The organism is Streptococcus sp. 449_SSPC (genome assembly GCF_001073005.1).
In the GTDB taxonomy this organism is placed as follows: Bacteria; Bacillota; Bacilli; order Lactobacillales; family Streptococcaceae; genus Streptococcus; species Streptococcus salivarius_F.
The window spans coordinates 37,425-55,355 of the sequence record NZ_JVGR01000018.1 but is presented as its reverse complement, the minus strand read 5'-3'; the positions used below and the strand labels follow the sequence as shown (position 1 = coordinate 55,355).

The window sequence follows — 17,931 nt, the reverse complement described above, 5'->3', positions numbered from 1 at the left end:
TAGTATAAATAGAAAAAAATTCTCTCGTAATTACCACGAAACCTTTTTCTATATTTTGCCCTTGGAGCCCTTACTCAAGTGTCCAAAACTCACATCACCGTTAGCATAGTGGTTAGTAAGCAAATAAACTAGTTGATTCGTCTGGATAATAATAAAGAATGTTGGTAAATCAACATTCTTTTATTGTTCTATCTAAGATTTTTCGTCTATTTATATACCAAAAAGATATCACTAAAATCTGATTTGTATTGTTAGTGTAAATTTTTGTTCTCCAGCTTCTTCAGTTACAATACCTGCACCAGTTCGCTTACTTGATGGACTATCAAATTTAGTACTTCTATAAAGATACTCCCTTAATTTATTTCGGTCATATATATGGTAACACAAAACCTCGCCATCATCTTTTACTACAATATAACCGCCATTAGCATCTTCAAGGCCATTCCACCTAGTATTTGGTTCCATGCCTAATGCAACTGCAACCAACAAATCTTTAACTTTGTGGGAGATAATTTCCCCATCTTCTCCATACTTATCACAATATAAATCAACTACATCAGGGATTGCTTTCCCCTTTACAAAGTAAGAATTCAAAAATAGATATCCCAAAAATTCTGGCATTCTAGAATCAATCATTTTCAGATTTCTTGAGAAAGTTTCATTTAACATTTTTTCAAAGTCCAAAGAAATACTCTTATCTTTGATAAATTGTACTCTATCTTTAATTTTAGTTCTTCCAGCAATCTGATTTACTATCTCTAAATCATCCTTGGATAGATTTTTCGACAAGCTATACTGAACCCTTGTAGCCCCACTTGCGTTCAATAACGTTGGCTTACTACCAACATATGATTTTATCGAAAAACCTATTCTAGGCTCTGCACCTGTAAACTCATCATGAATCTTAAAAATAACATCTTTTTTGCTATCGCTACTAGCTTTTATTTTAGTTAGTTTAATTCTTGATAAAAATGGCTCAATCTCAGGAATTACAAACGTTCCTGCTCCATTTTTTACTGCCTCTAAAACTACGTTCGAAAAATACTCAAACTCATTAACAGGAATTTGTAAACACTCTGAATCGTTTTCTAATAGAATAATCTCATTTGACGACTGACTACGCTTAAATTCTTTTAAAATACCATCTTCATTTTTGATCGCACTTAATATGACATAAAAGAGTTTTTCTACTTTTTCCAAATTTTCATCGGCAGCATAAATTTTACCATCAGATAAAGCCTTAAGAAACACAAAAAGTTCAGCCCACTCACCTTTATTGACTTTATTAGGCATAACTTACTCCAACTTTTTTATCTTGTTGTGCCATTTGATACTCTTCTTTCATTGCATTAGCTACTTCTCTTATCATCGGAACCGCTACTGAGTTCCCCATCTGACGATACATTTGTGTTCGACTTACAGGAATAATAAAGTCATCTGGAAATCCCATCAATCTTTTACATTCTAATTCCGAAAAAAGTCTTAACCCTGTATCTCCACCTTTAACAAAAGTCCCCGTGAGTCGCTGTATTTTATGATAGGAAGCTACTAATGTTTTTACTTGGATAGTAGAATTTGAATCTACAACTTGAGGTTTACCATCATTTTTCTTAAAAAGGTACGATTGCTGTAAATGTTCAGAAATACTATATCCCTTAGGATTATTTTCTAGTATTGACGAAACAGGAACTCTATTTTCGGTATTCCCTTGAGGAAATGCAAATGTTGAAACGTTCAAATCTGGATGGAAACCTACTATTACAACTCTTTTTCTAACTTGTGCTAAACCAAAATTTTGAGCGTCTAAAACGTCAAAGAAAACTGAATAGCCTAGTTCCTCTAAATTATCCAAAATAATTTTAAATGTTTCTCCATTCTGAATAGTCAAAAGACCAGGTACATTTTCTAGCAAAAACATTTTAGGCATATGATATTTTAAAATTCTAAGGACGTCAAAAAACAAAGTTCCTTGAGTTTCATGGCCAAATCCTTCTCGTTTGCCTATATTAGAAAATGGTTGACAAGGAAAACCTGCTAGCAATACATCATGACGAGGAATATCCCTTTCATCAATTTTGGTAATATCACCGAAGGGAATATCACCGTAGTTAGCTTCATATGTTTTCACAGAAAATTTGTCCCACTCAGATGAAAACACACACTTTGTATTCTTATCTTCGAATCCTTTTCGTATTCCTCCAACACCAGCGAATAAGTCTATAAAGGTTAAACTGTCTACATTATCTTTATGATTATTCATTTGAATTGCTTCATAACCTTCTTCAATCAGATATTGACATTTGCTTGAAAAACTATCATAACCGTCAATCTCCAATTCTTGAATCTTATTGAATAGGTGTGGGCTAACGTGAATAGATTTTGCTATTTTTTTCTTATCTGGACTAACACGATTTCGTCCAGCATTTTCTCTAGCTCCGCCTCTCATGAAATACCTCAACTTTCTATATAGGGATTATATCACTTTATTTTTGAATTATCGAATTCTTTTTTCATTTTTTATACCGTAAAAGAAAACAAGCATAAGAGTTAGCAATTACTTTTTTTCGTCCTATTTACTAAAGTAATTATCATACTTGTCTTATCATATTTTTATAGATATGGTGATATCAAAAACTATTTTCTTTTTATCAATCCATCTATACTCAGAATCTATTGCTAACATTTAAGTGTTTTCAAAGAATTCGTCTAGTAATATTTTGGGTGATAACTTAATAGAATCTCCAATTTCTATTCATGCTCGCACTTCACAACTCATCAATGATTACAGGATCAATACCCTTTATATTGATGTTAACAATACTCTCAGCATACATATTTACCTATACTCTAACTCTATCACGAATATTATTGAAAATAATCCTATCATTTCATCTAAATTTTCTTCATTCAACCTGTTTAGCTTTCCCAAAATAGGAAGATCTTCAAAAAGCCTTATTTAAAAGGCTTTTTACATTTTCTCCCTCATCTATGAAATCATCTACTCTTATAGTTTAATATAAAAAGGCACTCCTGAAAAGTCGTCTATGACATCAATGTCAGATAAGTCAATACCTTTCAAAACCTTGCACATCTTCCTCATAGTGTTATAATAAAATTGTCGGTCTGTCTAGAAATAATGCAACTTTTAGGCAGATATGACTTAGAAAGAGGTGTTTATGACATCTTCAAAAAAGGTTTCCCTTTCTGAGGTTAACCAATCAATAGATACACCAAATAATAATCGTTTTTGGCAAAATCTTAAGGCTTTCTTGGGACCTGGGGCTCTCGTGGCCGTGGGTTACATGGATCCAGGAAACTGGATTACCAGTGTCGTCGGTGGGGCGACCTACAAGTATAGTCTTCTTTTTGTCATCTTAATTTCATCTTTAATCGCTATGCAGTTGCAACAAATGGCTGGAAAGTTAGGGATTGTGACTCAAATGGACCTGGCCCAAGCGACGGCCTACCACTCGCCCAAATGGCTACGATACACGCTTTGGGTGATTCTGGAGCTTGCCTTAATGGCGACAGATTTGGCTGAGGTGCTTGGTTCTGCCATCGCACTTAACCTGCTCTTTGGTATTCCAATTATGGTTGCCATTCTGGTGACAGTCCTTGATGTCTTCCTACTCCTACTCATCATGAAGCTGGGATTCAAGAAAATCGAGGCTATTGTTTCAACCTTGATTTTGACCATCTTGGTTATCTTTGTCTATCTGGTAGCCTTGTCTGAGCCTAGTATTACGGGAATCCTCGAGGGTTATCTCCCTACGCCAGCGCTCTTTGAGCCACATGCTACTGGGCACACCAACCAGTTGACTTTGGCACTTGGGATTGTGGGTGCAACCGTTATGCCACATAACCTCTACTTGCACTCATCCTTGTCACAGACTCGTAAGGTTGACTATTCAGATGGTAAAGACGTGACCAAGGCTGTCCGTTTCATGACTTGGGACTCCAATATTCAGTTGACTTTGGCCTTTGTGGTTAACTCCCTCCTCTTGATTTTGGGAGCAGCTCTCTTCTTTGGTCACGCTTCTGATATTTCAGCCTTCTCACAAATGTACAATGCTCTTCAGGACTCTAAGATTGCTGGTGCGGTAGCTAGTTCGACACTTTCGACTCTCTTTGCCTTGGCCCTCTTGGCTAGTGGTCAAAACTCTACCATTACTGGTACCCTAACTGGTCAAATTGTCATGGAAGGCTTCCTCCACATGAGGTTACCACAGTGGGTAATTCGTTTGTTCACACGTCTCTTCGCCTTGCTACCTGTTATCATTGTAGCCATTCTCTACGGCGATCAAGAAAAGATACTGGATCAACTCTTGGTTTATTCACAAGTATTCCTCTCAATTGCCTTGCCATTCTCTATCTTCCCTTTGATTTACTACACTTCTAAGAAATCACTCATGGGAAAACACGTCAATGCCAAGTGGAATACCTTCCTTGGTTATGCCATCGCTATTGTCCTAACCATTCTCAATCTCAAACTTATCTTTGATACGTTTTAAACAAAAAAATAAGGCCAGCGCCATGCTGACCTTGTTTTAGTTTTTGAAGGCGTCAACGAGAACTTGGAATTCTTCGTTGCTGAGGGTAATCCCCTTGCCCATCCTGGTATGGTCTGGACTCCATGTACGGATGTCATATTTAGCCGGTGCGCCATTAAAGCTCACACGATTGAGTTCCTTAGTCCAACCCTTGTCATTCTCAGACAAGACCAAGAGTTTTTCTTCAATTTCAAATGAAAATTCTGCCATTTGCTTACCCCCACTAGCTTTATTCGTTTTTTTCTGTGAAAATTGTCTGTTTTAGAATGAAGTTATCCACAAAAATTCACCTTTCATGCTATAATTATTTTATCAAGAAACGAGGGAAATGACCATGATAAACTTTTTAGAAGCCGTAAAGCATCAGCTTCATCAGTTTGTGGAAATAGGTCACAGCAAACCTGTCCACCTAATGCAGAATCAACTTATTAACGATATCTATCATGCTATTGATCATAATCAAATGGTCATGCTGACATCCAATCAGAAGACCTATAAGGGCTACATCAACCATTATGACAGGGAGCGACAAGCCATCTTTATCGAGCAGGATAAGATCATCAGCATGATTGAACTTGATGAAATCAAACGTCTAAAAATCATATCACAACGAGGTTAAGTTTATCAGTTAACCTCTTTTTATTATTAGGTTGACTATTTTGAAACCACTTGCTATAATAAGTTAACTATTTATTTACGAAAGGTTAACTAAAAATGACACAAAATCGTACATTGTCGCTTATTCTTCCAGCTTTTGGCGCTGCCATCATTGCTGCACTGGCTCAAATTGTTATTCCTATCGGTGCAGTTCCCATTACTCTGCAAACTTTTGCTGTCGGACTTGTTGCTGCTATCCTTAAGCCAAGAGAGGCGACACTTGCTGCTACCCTCTACCTGATTCTAGGCGCCATTGGTCTACCAGTTTTTGCAGGTGGAGGCGGTGGGCTCCAATCCTTCTTTGGACCTTCAGCTGGCTATTTGTTGGCTTATCCATTTTTTGCCTTTATCACTTCAAAACTGACGCATGCTGAGACTCCTATTTGGAAAATCTTTGTGGCTTTTGTTTTGGGTGATGCAATTGTATTTGTCGGTGGTATCCTCAGCCTTCACTTTCTTGGAAAGATGGGTTGGTCTGCGGCTGTGGCTGTTGGCTTGACACCTTTTATTATTCCTGACCTCTTAAAAGGACTCATCGTCGCTTTGGTAACTAAGCCAGTCTTAAAAGCTCTTAAAAATCAAAGCTACTTTAACTAAAAAAAGATTGAAGACTTTGTTCGTGTGAACAGAATCTTCAATCTTTTTATTTTTCAAAATAAATGTCATAGTGCTTTGAACAAGCTGGGTTGAAAGCACTGTGACAATGAGAACATACTAGAGCCTGCTGATATTCCTCAATTGTCATCTCATGCCTACAAACGCCACAGATAAGGACCTTGTCCTGCTTCAATTGACAAGGATAAGCTCGATAGCTATGATCCTCCAAGCTATCATGACACTGATAACAGGCATAATACTTCTGGCACTCAAAGCATTTTAGGGCCACAATATCTAGTGGGGAATGATAGTGCTGACATCTACTCTGATCATCTACCAGGAGCCCATTGATTTGACTTGTCATTAGGCACGAACAGTTTTGCTTGAACCATCTTTTTGGTAGAGGTTAATTAAACCTTCTTTAGTTGAACGAATCATGTCACCAGGTTTAACTTCTTGTGGCACGGTAATCGTAAGAAGTTCCATTGGGTTTGGTGCACGGTCAATCTTGTTACCATTAGCATCGTGAAGGTCTTTGATATCACACTCGAAATGACGGAAGCCTGGTCCGTAGAATTCAACGTGGTCACCTTCGAGGATAACGTTACGTTGACGAATCGTAGCTGTCATAGTTGCTGGATCAAAGTCTACGACTTCACCAACGAATTTGTATTGTGGAATCTTACGACGAGCACCAAAGAGTTGTTCGTTTTCTGTTGGTGTCTTGTAGTAGAAACCTGTTGCCAATTCACGTTGGGCAACTTTCCAGAGTTCGTTAATCAAATCATCTTTGATGGCATAAAAGGCTTCTGCACTTTCCATGTAAGCGTCACAAGCAGCCTTGTAACAGTTAGCAACTGTTGAGACATAGTGGACAGATTTCATACGACCTTCGATTTTAAGGCTATCAACGCCATTATCGATAAGGTCAGGGATATTTTCAATCATACACATGTCAACGGCTGACATAGAGTATTCTTCAGGAACTTCACCTTTGATACTCTTACGTTCTTGGCCGAATGGCATGTCGTAAAGGTCATATTTCCAACGACAAGACTGTGAACAACCACCACGGTTGGCATCACGGTCTGACATGTGGTTAGAAAGGGTACAGCGACCTGAGTATGAGATACACATAGCGCCATGGACAAAGGCCTCAATTTCAAGATCCGTACGCTTACGGATTTCAGCCAACTCTTCCATGGTAACCTCACGTGCCAAAACGACACGGGTCAAACCATACTCTTTCCAAAAATGGAAGGTTTCAACGTTTGTCGCAGATGCTTGTGTAGACAAGTGGATGTTAAGTCCTGGTGCGTAGGTTGAACAGATTTCAATCAAGGCTGGGTCAGATACGATAACAGCATCGAGTCCCATGTCACGCAATTCACGGAACCACTCACCAGCACCTTTTTCATTTCCTTCATGGGTAACCATGTTTGAAGCAACGTGCACATCAACACCACGAGCGTGAGCATATTCGATACCTTCTCGAAGCTCATCCATGGTAAAGTTTCCGGCACGGCTACGCAAACCATAGGCTTGTCCACCAACGAAAACAGCATCTGCGCCGTAATTTACAGCGACTTTCAATTTTTCCAAAGTTCCAGCAGGTACAAGTACCTCTGGGCGTTTTTTAGTTGTAGTCATAATTTCTCCAATTTGCAAGATTGTCGATTTTAAGTTTTGAACAACTCCTTCGTTCCCTGAAAATGGAAAACTCTCAAACGAAGGAGGAAGTATTTTTATTTTACACGGTCAGGTTCATAGTCGTAGAAACCTGTGTCCAAACCACGGTTGGCTGGGTGTAATTTATGAATAGCCTCATCAAAGAGGAAGGCTTGGTCTTGTGAAAATTCGCCAGCCTCGATGAGGTCACGAGCCTTCACAAAATACTCAGTGATTTTTACAAAGTTTTCACCTGGGCAATAAACGCCGTCCAACTTCCAGTGGTCAAAACCATGTTCAACGAGTTCTGAAAGTTTAGTCATCATATCCAAGTCATTGTTGGCAAAGATATGTGTCCCGTGCATATCTTCATAAACTGAGTAGTGAGAATCTGGATCTCCTGGCTCAGAAAGGAAGAGGTCACGTTCTTTGGTAACAGCTTCATCCGTTTTGATAAAGTTGTAATAGTTTTGAAGAAGTGGACGTTTTGAGTGGTGAATGATACTTGCACCATAAACCAAAACCTCAGCTGGAATCTGAAGATTTTCAGCCATGATGAATAGTTCCGCAGATGGAATCTCACGAGCCAAAACCGCTTCAGATGCTCCTGCCTGTTTGCCCCAGAAATTAATCTGACGGCTAGAGGTTACCATAGTTGAAGCATCATAAATCATTTTGAAGGGACGTTTGTCACGGTTACAGATGTAGAAAACTCCTGCATCACCAACCGTGATATAATCTGCCTTGATTTCTTCAAGAAAATCAAGATAGTCTGGAAGAGCATCCATCATACCTTGGTGCATGAGGGCATTAACGGCAACAGTCAATTCCTTGCCTGACTCATGTACCAGCTCTGCAATCTTTCGCATTTCTGCGAATGAAAAAGGCTTAGGCAAACGAAGGCCAAAGGCTTTTTCGCCGATATAAATACGATCTACGCCAAGTTCTAGGAGCTCACGTGCTTGCTCGTAGCTCTCAGCAGTCGCTGTAATTACAATTTTTTCCATAACTCACATTATAGCACAAATGATTTGATTTTTTTAGAATTTTTAGGTTCAAAACTATGTATCTCAATATTTTAAATTAGTTTTTAAATACTATAATTTTCACAAAAATCAAAAAAAACTTTGCAATATAAATTTTTTATGGTATTATTAATGAGATTCTAAATAGTGAAATACTGACTAAGTATTTTAACCTACACGAAAAAGTGATTTAGATATTTTATATAGAAAGGAGGCAGACATGGCTGACAACTTACACCGTCAATTTGATCACATCGAAGATTTCGAGACTGAGCGTCTTCAAACGACGAATTACCAAGATTATCAAACTTTAAATAGTAATAGTATTAAGCTACAAGATATGATTTTCTTTGGACGTATCTCAAGCTTCTGTGTTTCAACAGTCCTAGTTGCCTTCCTTTTCTTGGTAGCACAGGTGGCTACCTTCTGGGCCTTCTTCTGGGCAATTACCATCAGCGTCATTGGTCAGATAGGCATTTATGTCCTAATCGAGTATTATAAAGCACAAAAACGTTGACTGTTTGGTCAACGTTTTTTTCGTACTAAAAAAAGCCTCATGGGCTTTCTTTTTATTTTGCTTCTGCTGCTTCTTCAGAGATATCTTTGATATCAATGACGATATCATCAACGATAGCTTTTGTTTCTGCTTCAACATCTGCTTGCTCAGGAGTTACTTGAGCAGTTTTCTCTTTGATAAGTTCAAAGCTCTCTTTTGCAAAGTCAGCAACTTGAGCTGTTTTTTCTTGGACAGCTTTTGTCAAATCATCCGCAGTGATGTCGCCATTTTCAAATTTTGTTTTATAGTCTTGGAAAGTATCGACTGCCAAATCTTTGTAGTCGTTAGCTTTTTCCACCACTTGATTTTGATAAGCTTTAGGATCTTCTTTGAATGAAGCGATTTCTTCATCAATACGTGCTTTAACAGCTTTACCTTTTTCAGTTGTAAAGAAGTATGCTGCTGCAGCTCCAGAAGCTGCACCAATGATTAGGGTATTTAAAAATTTACTCATGAAAAGATCTCCTTATTTTTTCTTGTCTTTTTTACCAAAAAGTTTTGAGGCAACCTTACCGATAGCAAAGGCTGAACCTGCCTTACCGACACTTGCTCCTGCTGCACTTGCTTTAGCACCGAGGTAACGAGCTTCAGTATTCAAGTCAGAAACACTTTCTGAAAGCTCAGCTACTGCTACAAAGAGAGGATCGATTGTTTGAACTTTTTCATTAACATCTTCAACCAAGACGTTTGCCTTAGCCAAGATTTCATTTGTTTGATGAAGGGTTACATTAATGTCTGTACGAAGCACAGCAACTGTTTCTTCAACTTCTTTGACCACATGACGTGTACGAAGTAGGGTAGGGATCAATGCAATGAGGAACGCAGCAAGTGCGATTGCGATAATAAGAAATGCAATTTCTGCCATAGTTTAAGACTCCTTTGATCTTTTTAAAAGGTCGCTACAAGAAAACTGAAGTAAACTCTCCAGTTTCCAGTGACCTTTGTTATGATAATTTTCATTATATTATAACAAAGTCTGAGCTATATGACTAGTTTTTCATTTTATAATCTGCCTCTGGACGTTGTTTTCGCAAATATAGTAAGATAGCACCCAAGATGATAATGGCGATGCTGACCCATTGAGAAACACGCAAGCCAACAAACATGAGGCTATCGGTACGCATGCCTTCAATGACAAAACGTCCAAGACCATACCAGATAAGGTAAAATGAGGTCACATCTCCTTGACGTAGTTTCTTATTAAAGCGTCTTAGTCCTAGGATAGTGATAAATCCGACTAAGTTCCAGAGACTTTCATAAAGAAAGGTCGGTACACGATAACTCCCATCAATGAACATCTGCTGGCGAATAAATTCAGGGACATAATTCAGATGACTAACTGCTCTTCCGTAAGCCTCTTGGTTAACAAAGTTTCCCCAGCGACCGATACTCTGAGCAATCATAACGCCAGGTGCCGCGATATCTAGAAAATCCAAGACAGCAATGGCATGACGTTTCGAAAACCAATAGAGGACAGCTGCACCAGCAATCAAGCCACCATAAATGGCAATTCCGCCATTCCAAATCGCAAAAATTTCTGAAGGATTCTGACTGTAGTAAGACCACTGGAAGATCACATAGTAGAGCCTTGCACCAACAATGGCTATAGGAAAGGCAAGAAGAATAAAATCTAGGATGTTTTCAGGGTCAATTCCCTTTTCGGGAGCCCAACGCTGAGCCAGATAAACGGCTAGTAAAAGACCAGATACGATACAGATGGCATACCAATGAATACTAATGGGGCCAAGCCTTAGAGCAATAGGATCAATAGTAGCTAACATTAGTCTTCACCATTCTTACTAATGAGGTTGGTCAAACGTTCCTCAAAGGTTTTGGTTGCATCAAATCCCATTTGCTTAGCACGGTAGTTCATAGCTGCAGCCTCGATAACAACTGATACGTTACGTCCTGTCTTAACAGGAATACGGACACGTGGAATCTTAACGCCTTGCAATTCGATTTCTTCGTTTCCGTTTCCAAGACGATCAAAGATCTTACCGTCTTCAAAATTTTCAAGATAAATGGCCAACTGAACCTGAGAGGAATTACGGACAGCACTAGCTCCGTAGAGACTCATGACATCAATGATACCAACCCCACGAATTTCAAGAAGATGGCGGAGGATTTCCGCGGGCTCACCCCAGAGAGTCTCCTCATCCTTAGCATAAACATCCACACGGTCGTCAGCGACAAGACGGTGACCACGTTTCACCAACTCAAGCCCTGTCTCACTCTTACCGATGCCAGAGTCTCCTTGAATAAGAACTCCCATCCCGTAGATATCTACCAAAACACCATGGACACTAGTTCGTTCAGCTAATTGCGAGTTAAGATACCAAGACATGTCACCTGAAAGCGACGATGTGCCGTTTCGTCCTTGAAGAACTGCTACACCATTTTCCTTAGCAGCTCGAAGCATCTCTTCCGGAATCTCAAGACCACGCGCCACGATAACAGCTGGAGTTTCCGCTTTAAACATATTCGCAAAAACAGAATAACGGTTATTTTCAGTCATGGTTTTAAGGTAGGACCACTCCTTCATCCCAACCAACTGCAGTCGTTCCGGTGAATAATAGTCAAAATAACCTGTCATTTCTAAACCAGGACGAGAGATATCAGCAGTTGTTATCGGTTTTGCCAAAAGCTCCTTATTCCCATAGACAACCTTGAGTTTAAGCCTGTCAACCAACATTTTAACGGTTACTGTCATGTTATTTCCTCCGATTATTTACTAGTTTTATTGTATCATAAAAAGGTTTTCAATGCGGTTCTCAAAACAAAAAAGACCTGTGACAAGCACCAGGGCCAATCACAGGTCATATTAACAGTTACTTACCAGTTCCACTCGTCTTCTACAGGTTCAGCGTTTTTACGTTTGCGTCCATCCTTGAGTTTGATTTCGGGATAAATATCTTCTTTGTAAGGAAGGAGAAAGGCTAAAACCAAGTATAGAAAAATTCCAAACTGCGTTGAAACCATGAGAATAATAGCCAAGATACGAGCTAGAGCTAGGTCCCAGCCAAACTTATCTGCCAAACCTGCAACAACACCGGCGACGAGTCTATTTTTTCGTGTCTTATAAAAACGATTTGACATGGTCTTCTTCTCCCATCATTTCTTTGATTTAATTATATGATTTTTTTAAACTAAAAAAATCAGCCCTAGGACTGATTTAGAAAAATGAGCTTTCCTCGACACAAACCGCAGCCAAATTTCCGTGTATTGACACGGCGTTTGCGACGGTAAATACGACCACAGGATTGGCATTGATAGAGGTAGTAGTTCTCCTCTTGACCTTGCATCTTTGGAGCGTATCTAAGGCCATCGACCTTAGCTAGTAAGTCCTTGAAATCTCTATCCGCATGCTTGTAGCCCTTGCCCTGAAAATAGAGGTGATAATGACAGAGTTCGTGGCGGACGATTTTTCGAAAGGTTTCAAGACCATGTTCCTCATAGAGTTTTGGGTTAAAATCTAAATGACCATCCTTGGGAAAGAACCGACCTCCAGTGGTTCGGAGACGCTTGTTCCACAAGGCTTGATGCTTAAATTCCCAACCAAAATCTTCTATAGAAACAGTCTTAACATAATCAGTTAGATTCACGCGGATTCACCAAGGAGAGATTAAGTTTTTCATGCTCTAAGTCAACTTTTGATACCCACACGGTAACCAAGTCCCCAACAGAGACAACCTGACTTGGGTGGTTAACGAAGCTCTTACTCATCTCTGAGATGTGGATAAGACCATCCTCATGGACACCGATATCCACAAAGGCACCAAAGTCCACAACGTTACGGACCGTTCCTTCAAGTTTTTGTCCTACTGACAAATCTTTGAGTTCAAGAACATCCTGGCGAAGCACAGGTGCTTCAAAATCATCACGGAGGTCACGACCTGGTTTCAAAAGGTCAGCAATGATATCTTTGAGGGTTTCCTGTCCAAGTCCCAGCTCTTCTGCTGTTTCTTTAAGATTAAGGGCCTTCAATTTTGCCTTGGCAGAGTCGTCCAAGTCTGTGATAGCCAACTTCTTGAAGAGGGCTTTTACCGCTGGGTAAGACTCTGGGTGGACCCCTGTATTATCCAAGATATTCTTGGCATTTGGAATACGAAGGAAACCTGCAGCTTGTTCGAAGGCTTTAGCACCAAGACGTGGGACTTTTTTGATTTCAGCACGTGATGCAATCTCACCATTCTCCTCACGGTAGGCGACGATATTTTCAGAGATAGTCTTGTTGAGTCCTGACACGTGTGACAAGAGGGTACTACTTGCCGTATTGACATTAACACCAACTTGGTTAACCACGGTATCGACGACGAAATCAAGATTTTCAGAGAGTTTCTTCTGACTAACATCATGCTGGTATTGGCCTACTCCGATTGATTTAGGGTCAATCTTAACCAACTCAGCCAATGGGTCTTGAAGACGACGGGCAATGGAAATGGCAGAGCGTTTTTCGACCGTCAAGTCTGGGAACTCATGTCGAGCCAACTCTGATGCAGAGTAGACAGAGGCACCACTTTCATTGACAATAACATAAGAAGTCTCTGGAAAATCCTTGAGGACTTCTGCCACAAAAGCTTCACTTTCACGACTGGCTGTTCCATTACCAATAGCGATAATCTCAATGGCATGCTTTTTAATGAGGTCAGCCAAGTCTTTCTTAGCTTGGGCAATCTTAGCCTGACTGGCTGGAGCCACTGGATAGATAACTTGCGTTGTAATGAGCTTACCAGTTTGGTCAACTACGGCCAACTTAGCCCCTGTACGAAAGGCTGGGTCAAAACCGAGTACCATCTTACCTTTAAGTGGTGAAACTAAAAGAAGGCTTCGAAGGTTTTGAGAGAAAAGTTGAATTGCACCATCTTCTGCCGCTTCAGTCAACTCGCTACGGATACGTCGCTCCATAGCTGGAATGATTTTCTTCTTGAGAGATTGGTTGATGACTTCCTCAATATAGTCATTTTTTTGTTTGAAACGGGCACTGTAGAAACGGTGCATTTTCTCAAGATTGTGTTTAAAGGCTACTTTAATAACGCCTAGTTTTTCCCCACGGTTAAGGGCTAAGGTACGGTAACCTTGAAGTTTAGAAACCTTATCCTCAAAATCATAGTAGATTTTGAAAGTTTCTTTTTCATCCAGTGATTGATCCTTGAGGGTTGAGGTGATATCACTGTTGTTCCAGATCTCGTTGTAGGTCCAAGAGCGCAAGCTATTGTCCTCAGAAAAGGCCTCAACCAAAATATCCACAGCACCTGCGAGAGCCTTGTCAGCTGTTGGAAAGGCTTCAGATGTCAGCTTTTCAGCTTCAGCCTTGAGGTTTGGACTATTTTGCAAGATAAGACGAGCCAAGGGGAATAGACCTGCTTCACGGGCAACCGTCGCCTTGGTGCGGCGTTTTTCCTTATAGGGAAGATAGAGCTCTTCCACATCTGCCAGTTTTTCAGCGGCTTCAATGGCTGCCTTGAGTTGATCAGTCAATTTGCCCTGAGCCTCAATCTTGGCAAGAACTGTTTCCTTACGGTCTTGAAGAGCAGTCAAGGACTTGTCCATATCAATGATGGCCTTGATTTGCGTTTCATCCAGATTGCCTGTTTTTTCCTTACGGTAACGGGCGATAAAGGGAATGGTATTGCCTTCTGCGGTCAATTCCAAAACAGTTTCAACTTGTTGTTTTTTTAGGCCCAATTCCTGAGCCAATGTCTCTAAATTACGATTTTCCATAAGCTCTATTATACCACGAGAGGAGATTTGCTTGGGCAGAAAACCTTGTAGCTGAAGCGAGAATTTTTAAGCAAGAGGTAGTATAATAGAAAAGTAAACCTATTGTTAGGGGCTATTTCTTTCGGAAATGACGCCCTTAGTATCTTTTGTAACTGAACTCGGGCTATTTCTTTCGGAAAATAGATGCATCTTCCTAGAAGCAGAGCTTCTTCGTCTGATGCCCTCTTTTCTGTCAGAAATGACGCCCTTAGTATCTTAATTAACTCGGAGGCTTTTTATGGCAGTTATTCAGAAAAAAACAAATGAACTTGAAAGCATGATGGCATCTTTTGCGGCTATCCCTGATTTTGAAAAGGCGGGAACTGATCCTAAGAAGGACAAACGTCTTCAAGAAGATAAGAAGAAATAATTTTTATGGCTATTTTTCATCAACTACCAGATAGCGTTTTGCAGCTTCTGGCAGTTTTTCTATCGATTATTATCGAAGCCCTGCCCTTCGTTTTACTGGGAAGTATCCTATCTGGCTTTATCGAGGTCTTTGTGACTCCTGAAAAGGTCCAAAACTTCCTTCCTAAAAACAAGGTCCTGGCTATTCTCTTTGGAACCCTGATTGGTTTTATTTTCCCTTCTTGTGAGTGTGGGATTGTTCCAATTATCACGCGCTTTTTAGAGAAAAAAGTGCCTAGCTACACGGCTATTCCTTTCATGGCAACTGCTCCTATCATTAATCCAGTTGTTCTCTTTGCGACATACACAGCCTTTGGGAACTCTTGGTACTACGTAATTTTACGTTTCCTTGGGGCTTTCTTGATTGCCATGATTTTGGGAATTTTACTGGGCTTTGTGGTGGATGACCAGATTCTCAAGGACAATCGTAAGGCTAGTCATGTTCACGACTATAGTGGTTTGTCAGCTGGTAAGAAAGTCTTTCAAGCTCTGGTTCATGCGGTTGACGAGTTCTTTGACACTGGGCGTTACTTGATTTTCGGGAGCTTGGTGGCAGCAAGTATGCAGACCTACCTACCGACCCGTATCCTCACGACCATCGGTCATAATTCAGTGACAGCCATCCTGATCATGATGCTCTTGGCCTTCATCCTCTCCCTTTGTTCAGAGGCCGATGCCTTTATCGGGGCTTCGCTGCTCTCTAGTTTCGGAGTGGCACCAACGGTTGCCTTTCTCATCATTGGTCCTATGGTTGATATCAAGAACTTGATTATGATGAAACACCAATTTAAAACACGCTTTGTTGGTCTCTTCGTAGGAACCGCAAGTCTGGTGACAATCATTTACTGTCTGTTATTGGGGGTGATTTAATGTTACGTTTTCTCATCTTATCTGGGTACTTTGAGCTCGTCATGTACTTGCAAGTTTCTGGCAAGCTCAACCAGTACATTAACATCCACTACTCCTACTTGGCCTACATTTCCATGGTGCTTTCCTTTATCCTTGCTGTGGTCCAACTCATCGTTTGGATGAAGCAGATGAAGGTTCACTCGCATCTGTCAGGTCGAGTAGCCAAGGTAGCCAGCATCGTTCTCTTGGCCTTTCCAGTCCTCACTGGGCTCTTGGTGCCAACAGTAACCTTGGATGCCAATACCGTGTCAGCTAAGGGGTATCATTTTCCACTGGCGGCAGGGAGCGATCCTAATCAGGCCGACCAAGAGGGAACGACTATTCAGTACTTGAAGCCGGACACCAGCTCCTACTTCACCTCCTCAGCTTATGAGAAGGAAATGACCAGAGAGCTAGCCAAGTACAAGGGACGTGAGACCATCCAGATTACCACAGAAAATTACATGGAAGTCATGGAACTCATTTACCTCTATCCTAACGATTTTGTGGGCAAGAAGGTTACCTATACCGGTTTTGTCTACAATGACCCACAAACCAAGGGTTATCAGTTCATCTTCCGTTTCGGAATTATCCACTGTATCGCCGATTCAGGTGTTTACGGGCTGGCGACGACAGGAAGTGACCAAACCTTTAAGGACAATACCTGGGTGAAAGTCACTGGTACCATCACTGTGGATTACTATCAAAATCTTAAACAGAGCCTGCCTATCCTTAATTTGACTGAGGTCAAAGAGGTTGGTCAGCCTGACAATCCTTATGTTTATCGTGTATTTTAAAAAGCCAAGTTCAGTTGAACTGGCTTTTTAAGTTGAATCAATCAAACTGTACAGTTATTTAAATCTTGAGAGTACAAAAACTTATTTCACCAAATTCTTTGCCGTCAATCAGTTGTACAGTTACTTAAATCTTGAGAGTACAAAAACTGTACCAAACAACAAGATCATCAGCTACGGGTTGTACAGTTACTTAAATCTTGAGAGTACAAAAACTGACGAAGAAGACGCTCGCTATGTGGCTCTGTTGTACAGTTACTTAAATCTTGAGAGTACAAAAACCTCGTTGGACGGTTGCTTTCGTCAAAGGCTGTTGTACAGTTACTTAAATCTTGAGAGTACAAAAACATCTAACAATTTCAAAGTGAAAGTGAAGAAGTTGTACAGTTACTTAAATCTTGAGAGTACAAAAACTAGTTTCTAGGTCAGCTTTAGAGGCACCTAGTTGTACAGTTACTTAAATCTTGAGAGTACAAAAACTGTAGGTATTGATGAAGACTTGCTTGTAAGGTTGTACAGTTACTTAAATCTTGAGAGTACAAAAACGGATGCCCGGAATGCCGCCTTGGAATTCTGTTGTACAGTTACTTAAATCTTGAGAGTACAAAAACAGCCTTTCAACCAGTTTTGACCAGCATCAGGTTGTACAGTTACTTAAATCTTGAGAGTACAAAAACTAGACCAGTCGTCCCGCAATATGTAGCGGAGTTGTACAGTTACTTAAATCTTGAGAGTACAAAAACCACTCAAACGACCAAGGTGTGTACGGTTATGTTGTACAGTTACTTAAATCTTGAGAGTACAAAAACGAACACCCTTGAATAAACACGTTTCCCATAGTTGTACAGTTACTTAAATCTTGAGAGTACAAAAACGCAGATGAGGGGGAGGGTAAAACAACTACTGTTGTACAGTTACTTAAATCTTGAGAGTACAAAAACCACCTCAACGCCATTCGGAAAGGCAATGATGTTGTACAGTTACTTAAATCTTGAGAGTACAAAAACCTCAAATGAAATTTTGACGTT

20 protein-coding genes and 1 CRISPR repeat array are annotated in these 17,931 nt (G+C 40.2%); of the genes, 7 read left to right on the top strand and 13 right to left on the bottom strand.

The window, feature by feature from the left end; all coding sequences use genetic code 11:
- Window positions 1–231 precede the first annotated feature (231 nt).
- Window positions 232–1,293, bottom strand: coding sequence for an HpaII family restriction endonuclease (locus tag ADH51_RS03365; RefSeq protein ID WP_048674397.1), 1,062 nt, complete (start codon window positions 1,291–1,293; stop codon window positions 232–234).
- Entirely contained in the window at window positions 1,286–2,446 is a 1,161-nt protein-coding gene (locus ADH51_RS03360) for a DNA cytosine methyltransferase (protein WP_048674395.1), read from the bottom strand. The genes ADH51_RS03365 and ADH51_RS03360 overlap by 8 nt, the downstream gene beginning before the upstream one ends.
- Window positions 2,447–3,176: 730 nt before the next feature.
- Here ADH51_RS03360 and ADH51_RS03355 point away from each other — a divergent pair.
- On the top strand, window positions 3,177–4,511 hold the full coding sequence (locus ADH51_RS03355; RefSeq protein ID WP_048674393.1) for an Nramp family divalent metal transporter: 1,335 nt from the start codon (window positions 3,177–3,179) through the stop codon (window positions 4,509–4,511).
- 36 nt (window positions 4,512–4,547) lie between these two features.
- On the opposite strand, the gene ADH51_RS03350 is transcribed toward ADH51_RS03355, so the two are convergent.
- Window positions 4,548–4,760 carry a YdbC family protein gene (locus ADH51_RS03350; RefSeq protein ID WP_048674391.1) on the bottom strand — a complete coding sequence of 71 codons (213 nt, stop codon included), beginning with the start codon at window positions 4,758–4,760 and terminating at the stop codon, window positions 4,548–4,550.
- 124 nt (window positions 4,761–4,884) lie between these two features.
- Here ADH51_RS03350 and ADH51_RS03345 point away from each other — a divergent pair, with 124 nt between their 5' ends.
- Window positions 4,885–5,169 carry a hypothetical protein gene (locus tag ADH51_RS03345; RefSeq protein ID WP_037597639.1) on the top strand — a complete coding sequence of 95 codons (285 nt, stop codon included), beginning with the start codon at window positions 4,885–4,887 and terminating at the stop codon, window positions 5,167–5,169.
- A gap of 95 nt (window positions 5,170–5,264) precedes the next feature.
- Window positions 5,265–5,804: a biotin transporter BioY gene (locus tag ADH51_RS03340; RefSeq protein WP_048674389.1), complete on the top strand. Its 540-nt coding sequence runs from the start codon at window positions 5,265–5,267 to the stop codon at window positions 5,802–5,804.
- A gap of 46 nt (window positions 5,805–5,850) precedes the next feature.
- Here the strand turns inward: ADH51_RS03340 and ADH51_RS09810 are convergent, their stop codons facing one another.
- The 3 genes from ADH51_RS09810 to ADH51_RS03330 form a co-directional block, all read right to left on the bottom strand.
- Complete coding sequence (locus ADH51_RS09810) at window positions 5,851–6,168, bottom strand: CHY zinc finger protein (RefSeq protein WP_082160354.1); 318 nt, start codon at window positions 6,166–6,168, stop codon at window positions 5,851–5,853.
- Window positions 6,168–7,454 carry a peptidase U32 family protein gene (locus tag ADH51_RS03335; RefSeq protein ID WP_002885971.1) on the bottom strand — a complete coding sequence of 429 codons (1,287 nt, stop codon included), beginning with the start codon at window positions 7,452–7,454 and terminating at the stop codon, window positions 6,168–6,170. The genes ADH51_RS09810 and ADH51_RS03335 overlap by 1 nt, the downstream gene beginning before the upstream one ends.
- Window positions 7,455–7,549: 95 nt before the next feature.
- Window positions 7,550–8,479: a peptidase U32 family protein gene (locus ADH51_RS03330; RefSeq protein ID WP_037603903.1), complete on the bottom strand. Its 930-nt coding sequence runs from the start codon at window positions 8,477–8,479 to the stop codon at window positions 7,550–7,552.
- Between the two features lie 238 nt (window positions 8,480–8,717).
- Between ADH51_RS03330 and ADH51_RS03325 the strand changes: the two genes are divergently transcribed.
- A complete protein-coding gene (locus ADH51_RS03325) occupies window positions 8,718–9,014 on the top strand; it encodes a DUF3270 domain-containing protein (protein WP_037603906.1) in 297 nt (98 codons plus the stop codon).
- A 52-nt stretch (window positions 9,015–9,066) separates the two neighbouring features.
- Here ADH51_RS03325 and ADH51_RS03320 read toward each other — a convergent pair whose 3' ends face one another.
- The 7 genes from ADH51_RS03320 to ADH51_RS03290 form a co-directional block, all read right to left on the bottom strand.
- Complete coding sequence (locus tag ADH51_RS03320) at window positions 9,067–9,507, bottom strand: YtxH domain-containing protein (protein ID WP_037603908.1); 441 nt, start codon at window positions 9,505–9,507, stop codon at window positions 9,067–9,069.
- 12 nt (window positions 9,508–9,519) lie between these two features.
- Window positions 9,520–9,918, bottom strand: a complete 399-nt coding sequence (locus tag ADH51_RS03315) for a DUF948 domain-containing protein (protein WP_002885965.1) — start codon at window positions 9,916–9,918, stop codon at window positions 9,520–9,522.
- Window positions 9,919–10,042: 124 nt separating this feature from the next.
- A complete protein-coding gene (gene lgt / locus ADH51_RS03310) occupies window positions 10,043–10,834 on the bottom strand; it encodes a prolipoprotein diacylglyceryl transferase (RefSeq protein WP_048674387.1) in 792 nt (263 codons plus the stop codon).
- Window positions 10,834–11,763, bottom strand: coding sequence for an HPr(Ser) kinase/phosphatase (hprK, locus tag ADH51_RS03305; protein WP_048674385.1), 930 nt, complete (start codon window positions 11,761–11,763; stop codon window positions 10,834–10,836). Before hprK ends, lgt begins: the two co-directional genes overlap by 1 nt.
- A gap of 122 nt (window positions 11,764–11,885) precedes the next feature.
- A complete protein-coding gene (locus ADH51_RS03300) occupies window positions 11,886–12,149 on the bottom strand; it encodes a PspC domain-containing protein (protein WP_002885986.1) in 264 nt (87 codons plus the stop codon).
- 65 nt (window positions 12,150–12,214) lie between these two features.
- The gene (locus ADH51_RS03295; RefSeq protein WP_048674383.1) at window positions 12,215–12,655 is read right to left on the bottom strand and encodes a SprT family protein; all 441 of its coding nucleotides are present in this window, start codon (window positions 12,653–12,655) and stop codon (window positions 12,215–12,217) included.
- Window positions 12,642–14,774, bottom strand: coding sequence for a Tex family protein (locus ADH51_RS03290; protein ID WP_048674381.1), 2,133 nt, complete (start codon window positions 14,772–14,774; stop codon window positions 12,642–12,644). Before ADH51_RS03290 ends, ADH51_RS03295 begins: the two co-directional genes overlap by 14 nt.
- A 277-nt stretch (window positions 14,775–15,051) precedes the next feature.
- On the opposite strand from ADH51_RS03290, the gene ADH51_RS10265 reads away from it, so the two are divergent.
- Genes ADH51_RS10265 through ADH51_RS03280 form a run of 3 tightly spaced genes read left to right on the top strand, consistent with a single transcriptional unit; the run spans window position 15,052 to window position 16,906 of the window.
- Window positions 15,052–15,183 (top strand): SPJ_0845 family protein, encoded by a 132-nt coding sequence (locus ADH51_RS10265; protein WP_002885949.1) that lies wholly within the window; start codon window positions 15,052–15,054, stop codon window positions 15,181–15,183.
- A 5-nt stretch (window positions 15,184–15,188) separates the two neighbouring features.
- Window positions 15,189–16,091, top strand: coding sequence for a permease (locus ADH51_RS03285; RefSeq protein ID WP_048674380.1), 903 nt, complete (start codon window positions 15,189–15,191; stop codon window positions 16,089–16,091).
- Window positions 16,091–16,906, top strand: a complete 816-nt coding sequence (locus tag ADH51_RS03280; RefSeq protein WP_003093491.1) for a TIGR03943 family putative permease subunit — start codon at window positions 16,091–16,093, stop codon at window positions 16,904–16,906. The genes ADH51_RS03285 and ADH51_RS03280 overlap by 1 nt, the downstream gene beginning before the upstream one ends.
- 45 nt (window positions 16,907–16,951) lie before the next feature.
- A CRISPR array of direct repeats spans window positions 16,952–17,910; the repeat unit is 36 nt; unit sequence GTTGTACAGTTACTTAAATCTTGAGAGTACAAAAAC.
- Window positions 17,911–17,931 lie beyond the last annotated feature (21 nt).

What these genes read in the sequence shown, in the direction of transcription:
- ADH51_RS03365 (WP_048674397.1), bottom strand. Translation starts at nt 1,293, where the DNA reads ATGCCTAATAAAGTCAATAAAGGTGAGTGGGCTGAACTTTTTGTGTTT.
- ADH51_RS03360 (WP_048674395.1), bottom strand. Translation starts at nt 2,446, where the DNA reads ATGAGAGGCGGAGCTAGAGAAAATGCTGGACGAAATCGTGTTAGTCCA.
- ADH51_RS03355 (WP_048674393.1), top strand. Translation starts at nt 3,177, where the DNA reads ATGACATCTTCAAAAAAGGTTTCCCTTTCTGAGGTTAACCAATCAATA.
- ADH51_RS03350 (WP_048674391.1), bottom strand. Translation starts at nt 4,760, where the DNA reads ATGGCAGAATTTTCATTTGAAATTGAAGAAAAACTCTTGGTCTTGTCT.
- ADH51_RS03345 (WP_037597639.1), top strand. Translation starts at nt 4,885, where the DNA reads ATGATAAACTTTTTAGAAGCCGTAAAGCATCAGCTTCATCAGTTTGTG.
- ADH51_RS03340 (WP_048674389.1), top strand. Translation starts at nt 5,265, where the DNA reads ATGACACAAAATCGTACATTGTCGCTTATTCTTCCAGCTTTTGGCGCT.
- ADH51_RS09810 (WP_082160354.1), bottom strand. Translation starts at nt 6,168, where the DNA reads ATGACAAGTCAAATCAATGGGCTCCTGGTAGATGATCAGAGTAGATGT.
- ADH51_RS03335 (WP_002885971.1), bottom strand. Translation starts at nt 7,454, where the DNA reads ATGACTACAACTAAAAAACGCCCAGAGGTACTTGTACCTGCTGGAACT.
- ADH51_RS03330 (WP_037603903.1), bottom strand. Translation starts at nt 8,479, where the DNA reads ATGGAAAAAATTGTAATTACAGCGACTGCTGAGAGCTACGAGCAAGCA.
- ADH51_RS03325 (WP_037603906.1), top strand. Translation starts at nt 8,718, where the DNA reads ATGGCTGACAACTTACACCGTCAATTTGATCACATCGAAGATTTCGAG.
- ADH51_RS03320 (WP_037603908.1), bottom strand. Translation starts at nt 9,507, where the DNA reads ATGAGTAAATTTTTAAATACCCTAATCATTGGTGCAGCTTCTGGAGCT.
- ADH51_RS03315 (WP_002885965.1), bottom strand. Translation starts at nt 9,918, where the DNA reads ATGGCAGAAATTGCATTTCTTATTATCGCAATCGCACTTGCTGCGTTC.
- lgt (WP_048674387.1), bottom strand. Translation starts at nt 10,834, where the DNA reads ATGTTAGCTACTATTGATCCTATTGCTCTAAGGCTTGGCCCCATTAGT.
- hprK (WP_048674385.1), bottom strand. Translation starts at nt 11,763, where the DNA reads ATGACAGTAACCGTTAAAATGTTGGTTGACAGGCTTAAACTCAAGGTT.
- ADH51_RS03300 (WP_002885986.1), bottom strand. Translation starts at nt 12,149, where the DNA reads ATGTCAAATCGTTTTTATAAGACACGAAAAAATAGACTCGTCGCCGGT.
- ADH51_RS03290 (WP_048674381.1), bottom strand. Translation starts at nt 14,774, where the DNA reads ATGGAAAATCGTAATTTAGAGACATTGGCTCAGGAATTGGGCCTAAAA.
- ADH51_RS10265 (WP_002885949.1), top strand. Translation starts at nt 15,052, where the DNA reads ATGGCAGTTATTCAGAAAAAAACAAATGAACTTGAAAGCATGATGGCA.
- ADH51_RS03285 (WP_048674380.1), top strand. Translation starts at nt 15,189, where the DNA reads ATGGCTATTTTTCATCAACTACCAGATAGCGTTTTGCAGCTTCTGGCA.
- ADH51_RS03280 (WP_003093491.1), top strand. Translation starts at nt 16,091, where the DNA reads ATGTTACGTTTTCTCATCTTATCTGGGTACTTTGAGCTCGTCATGTAC.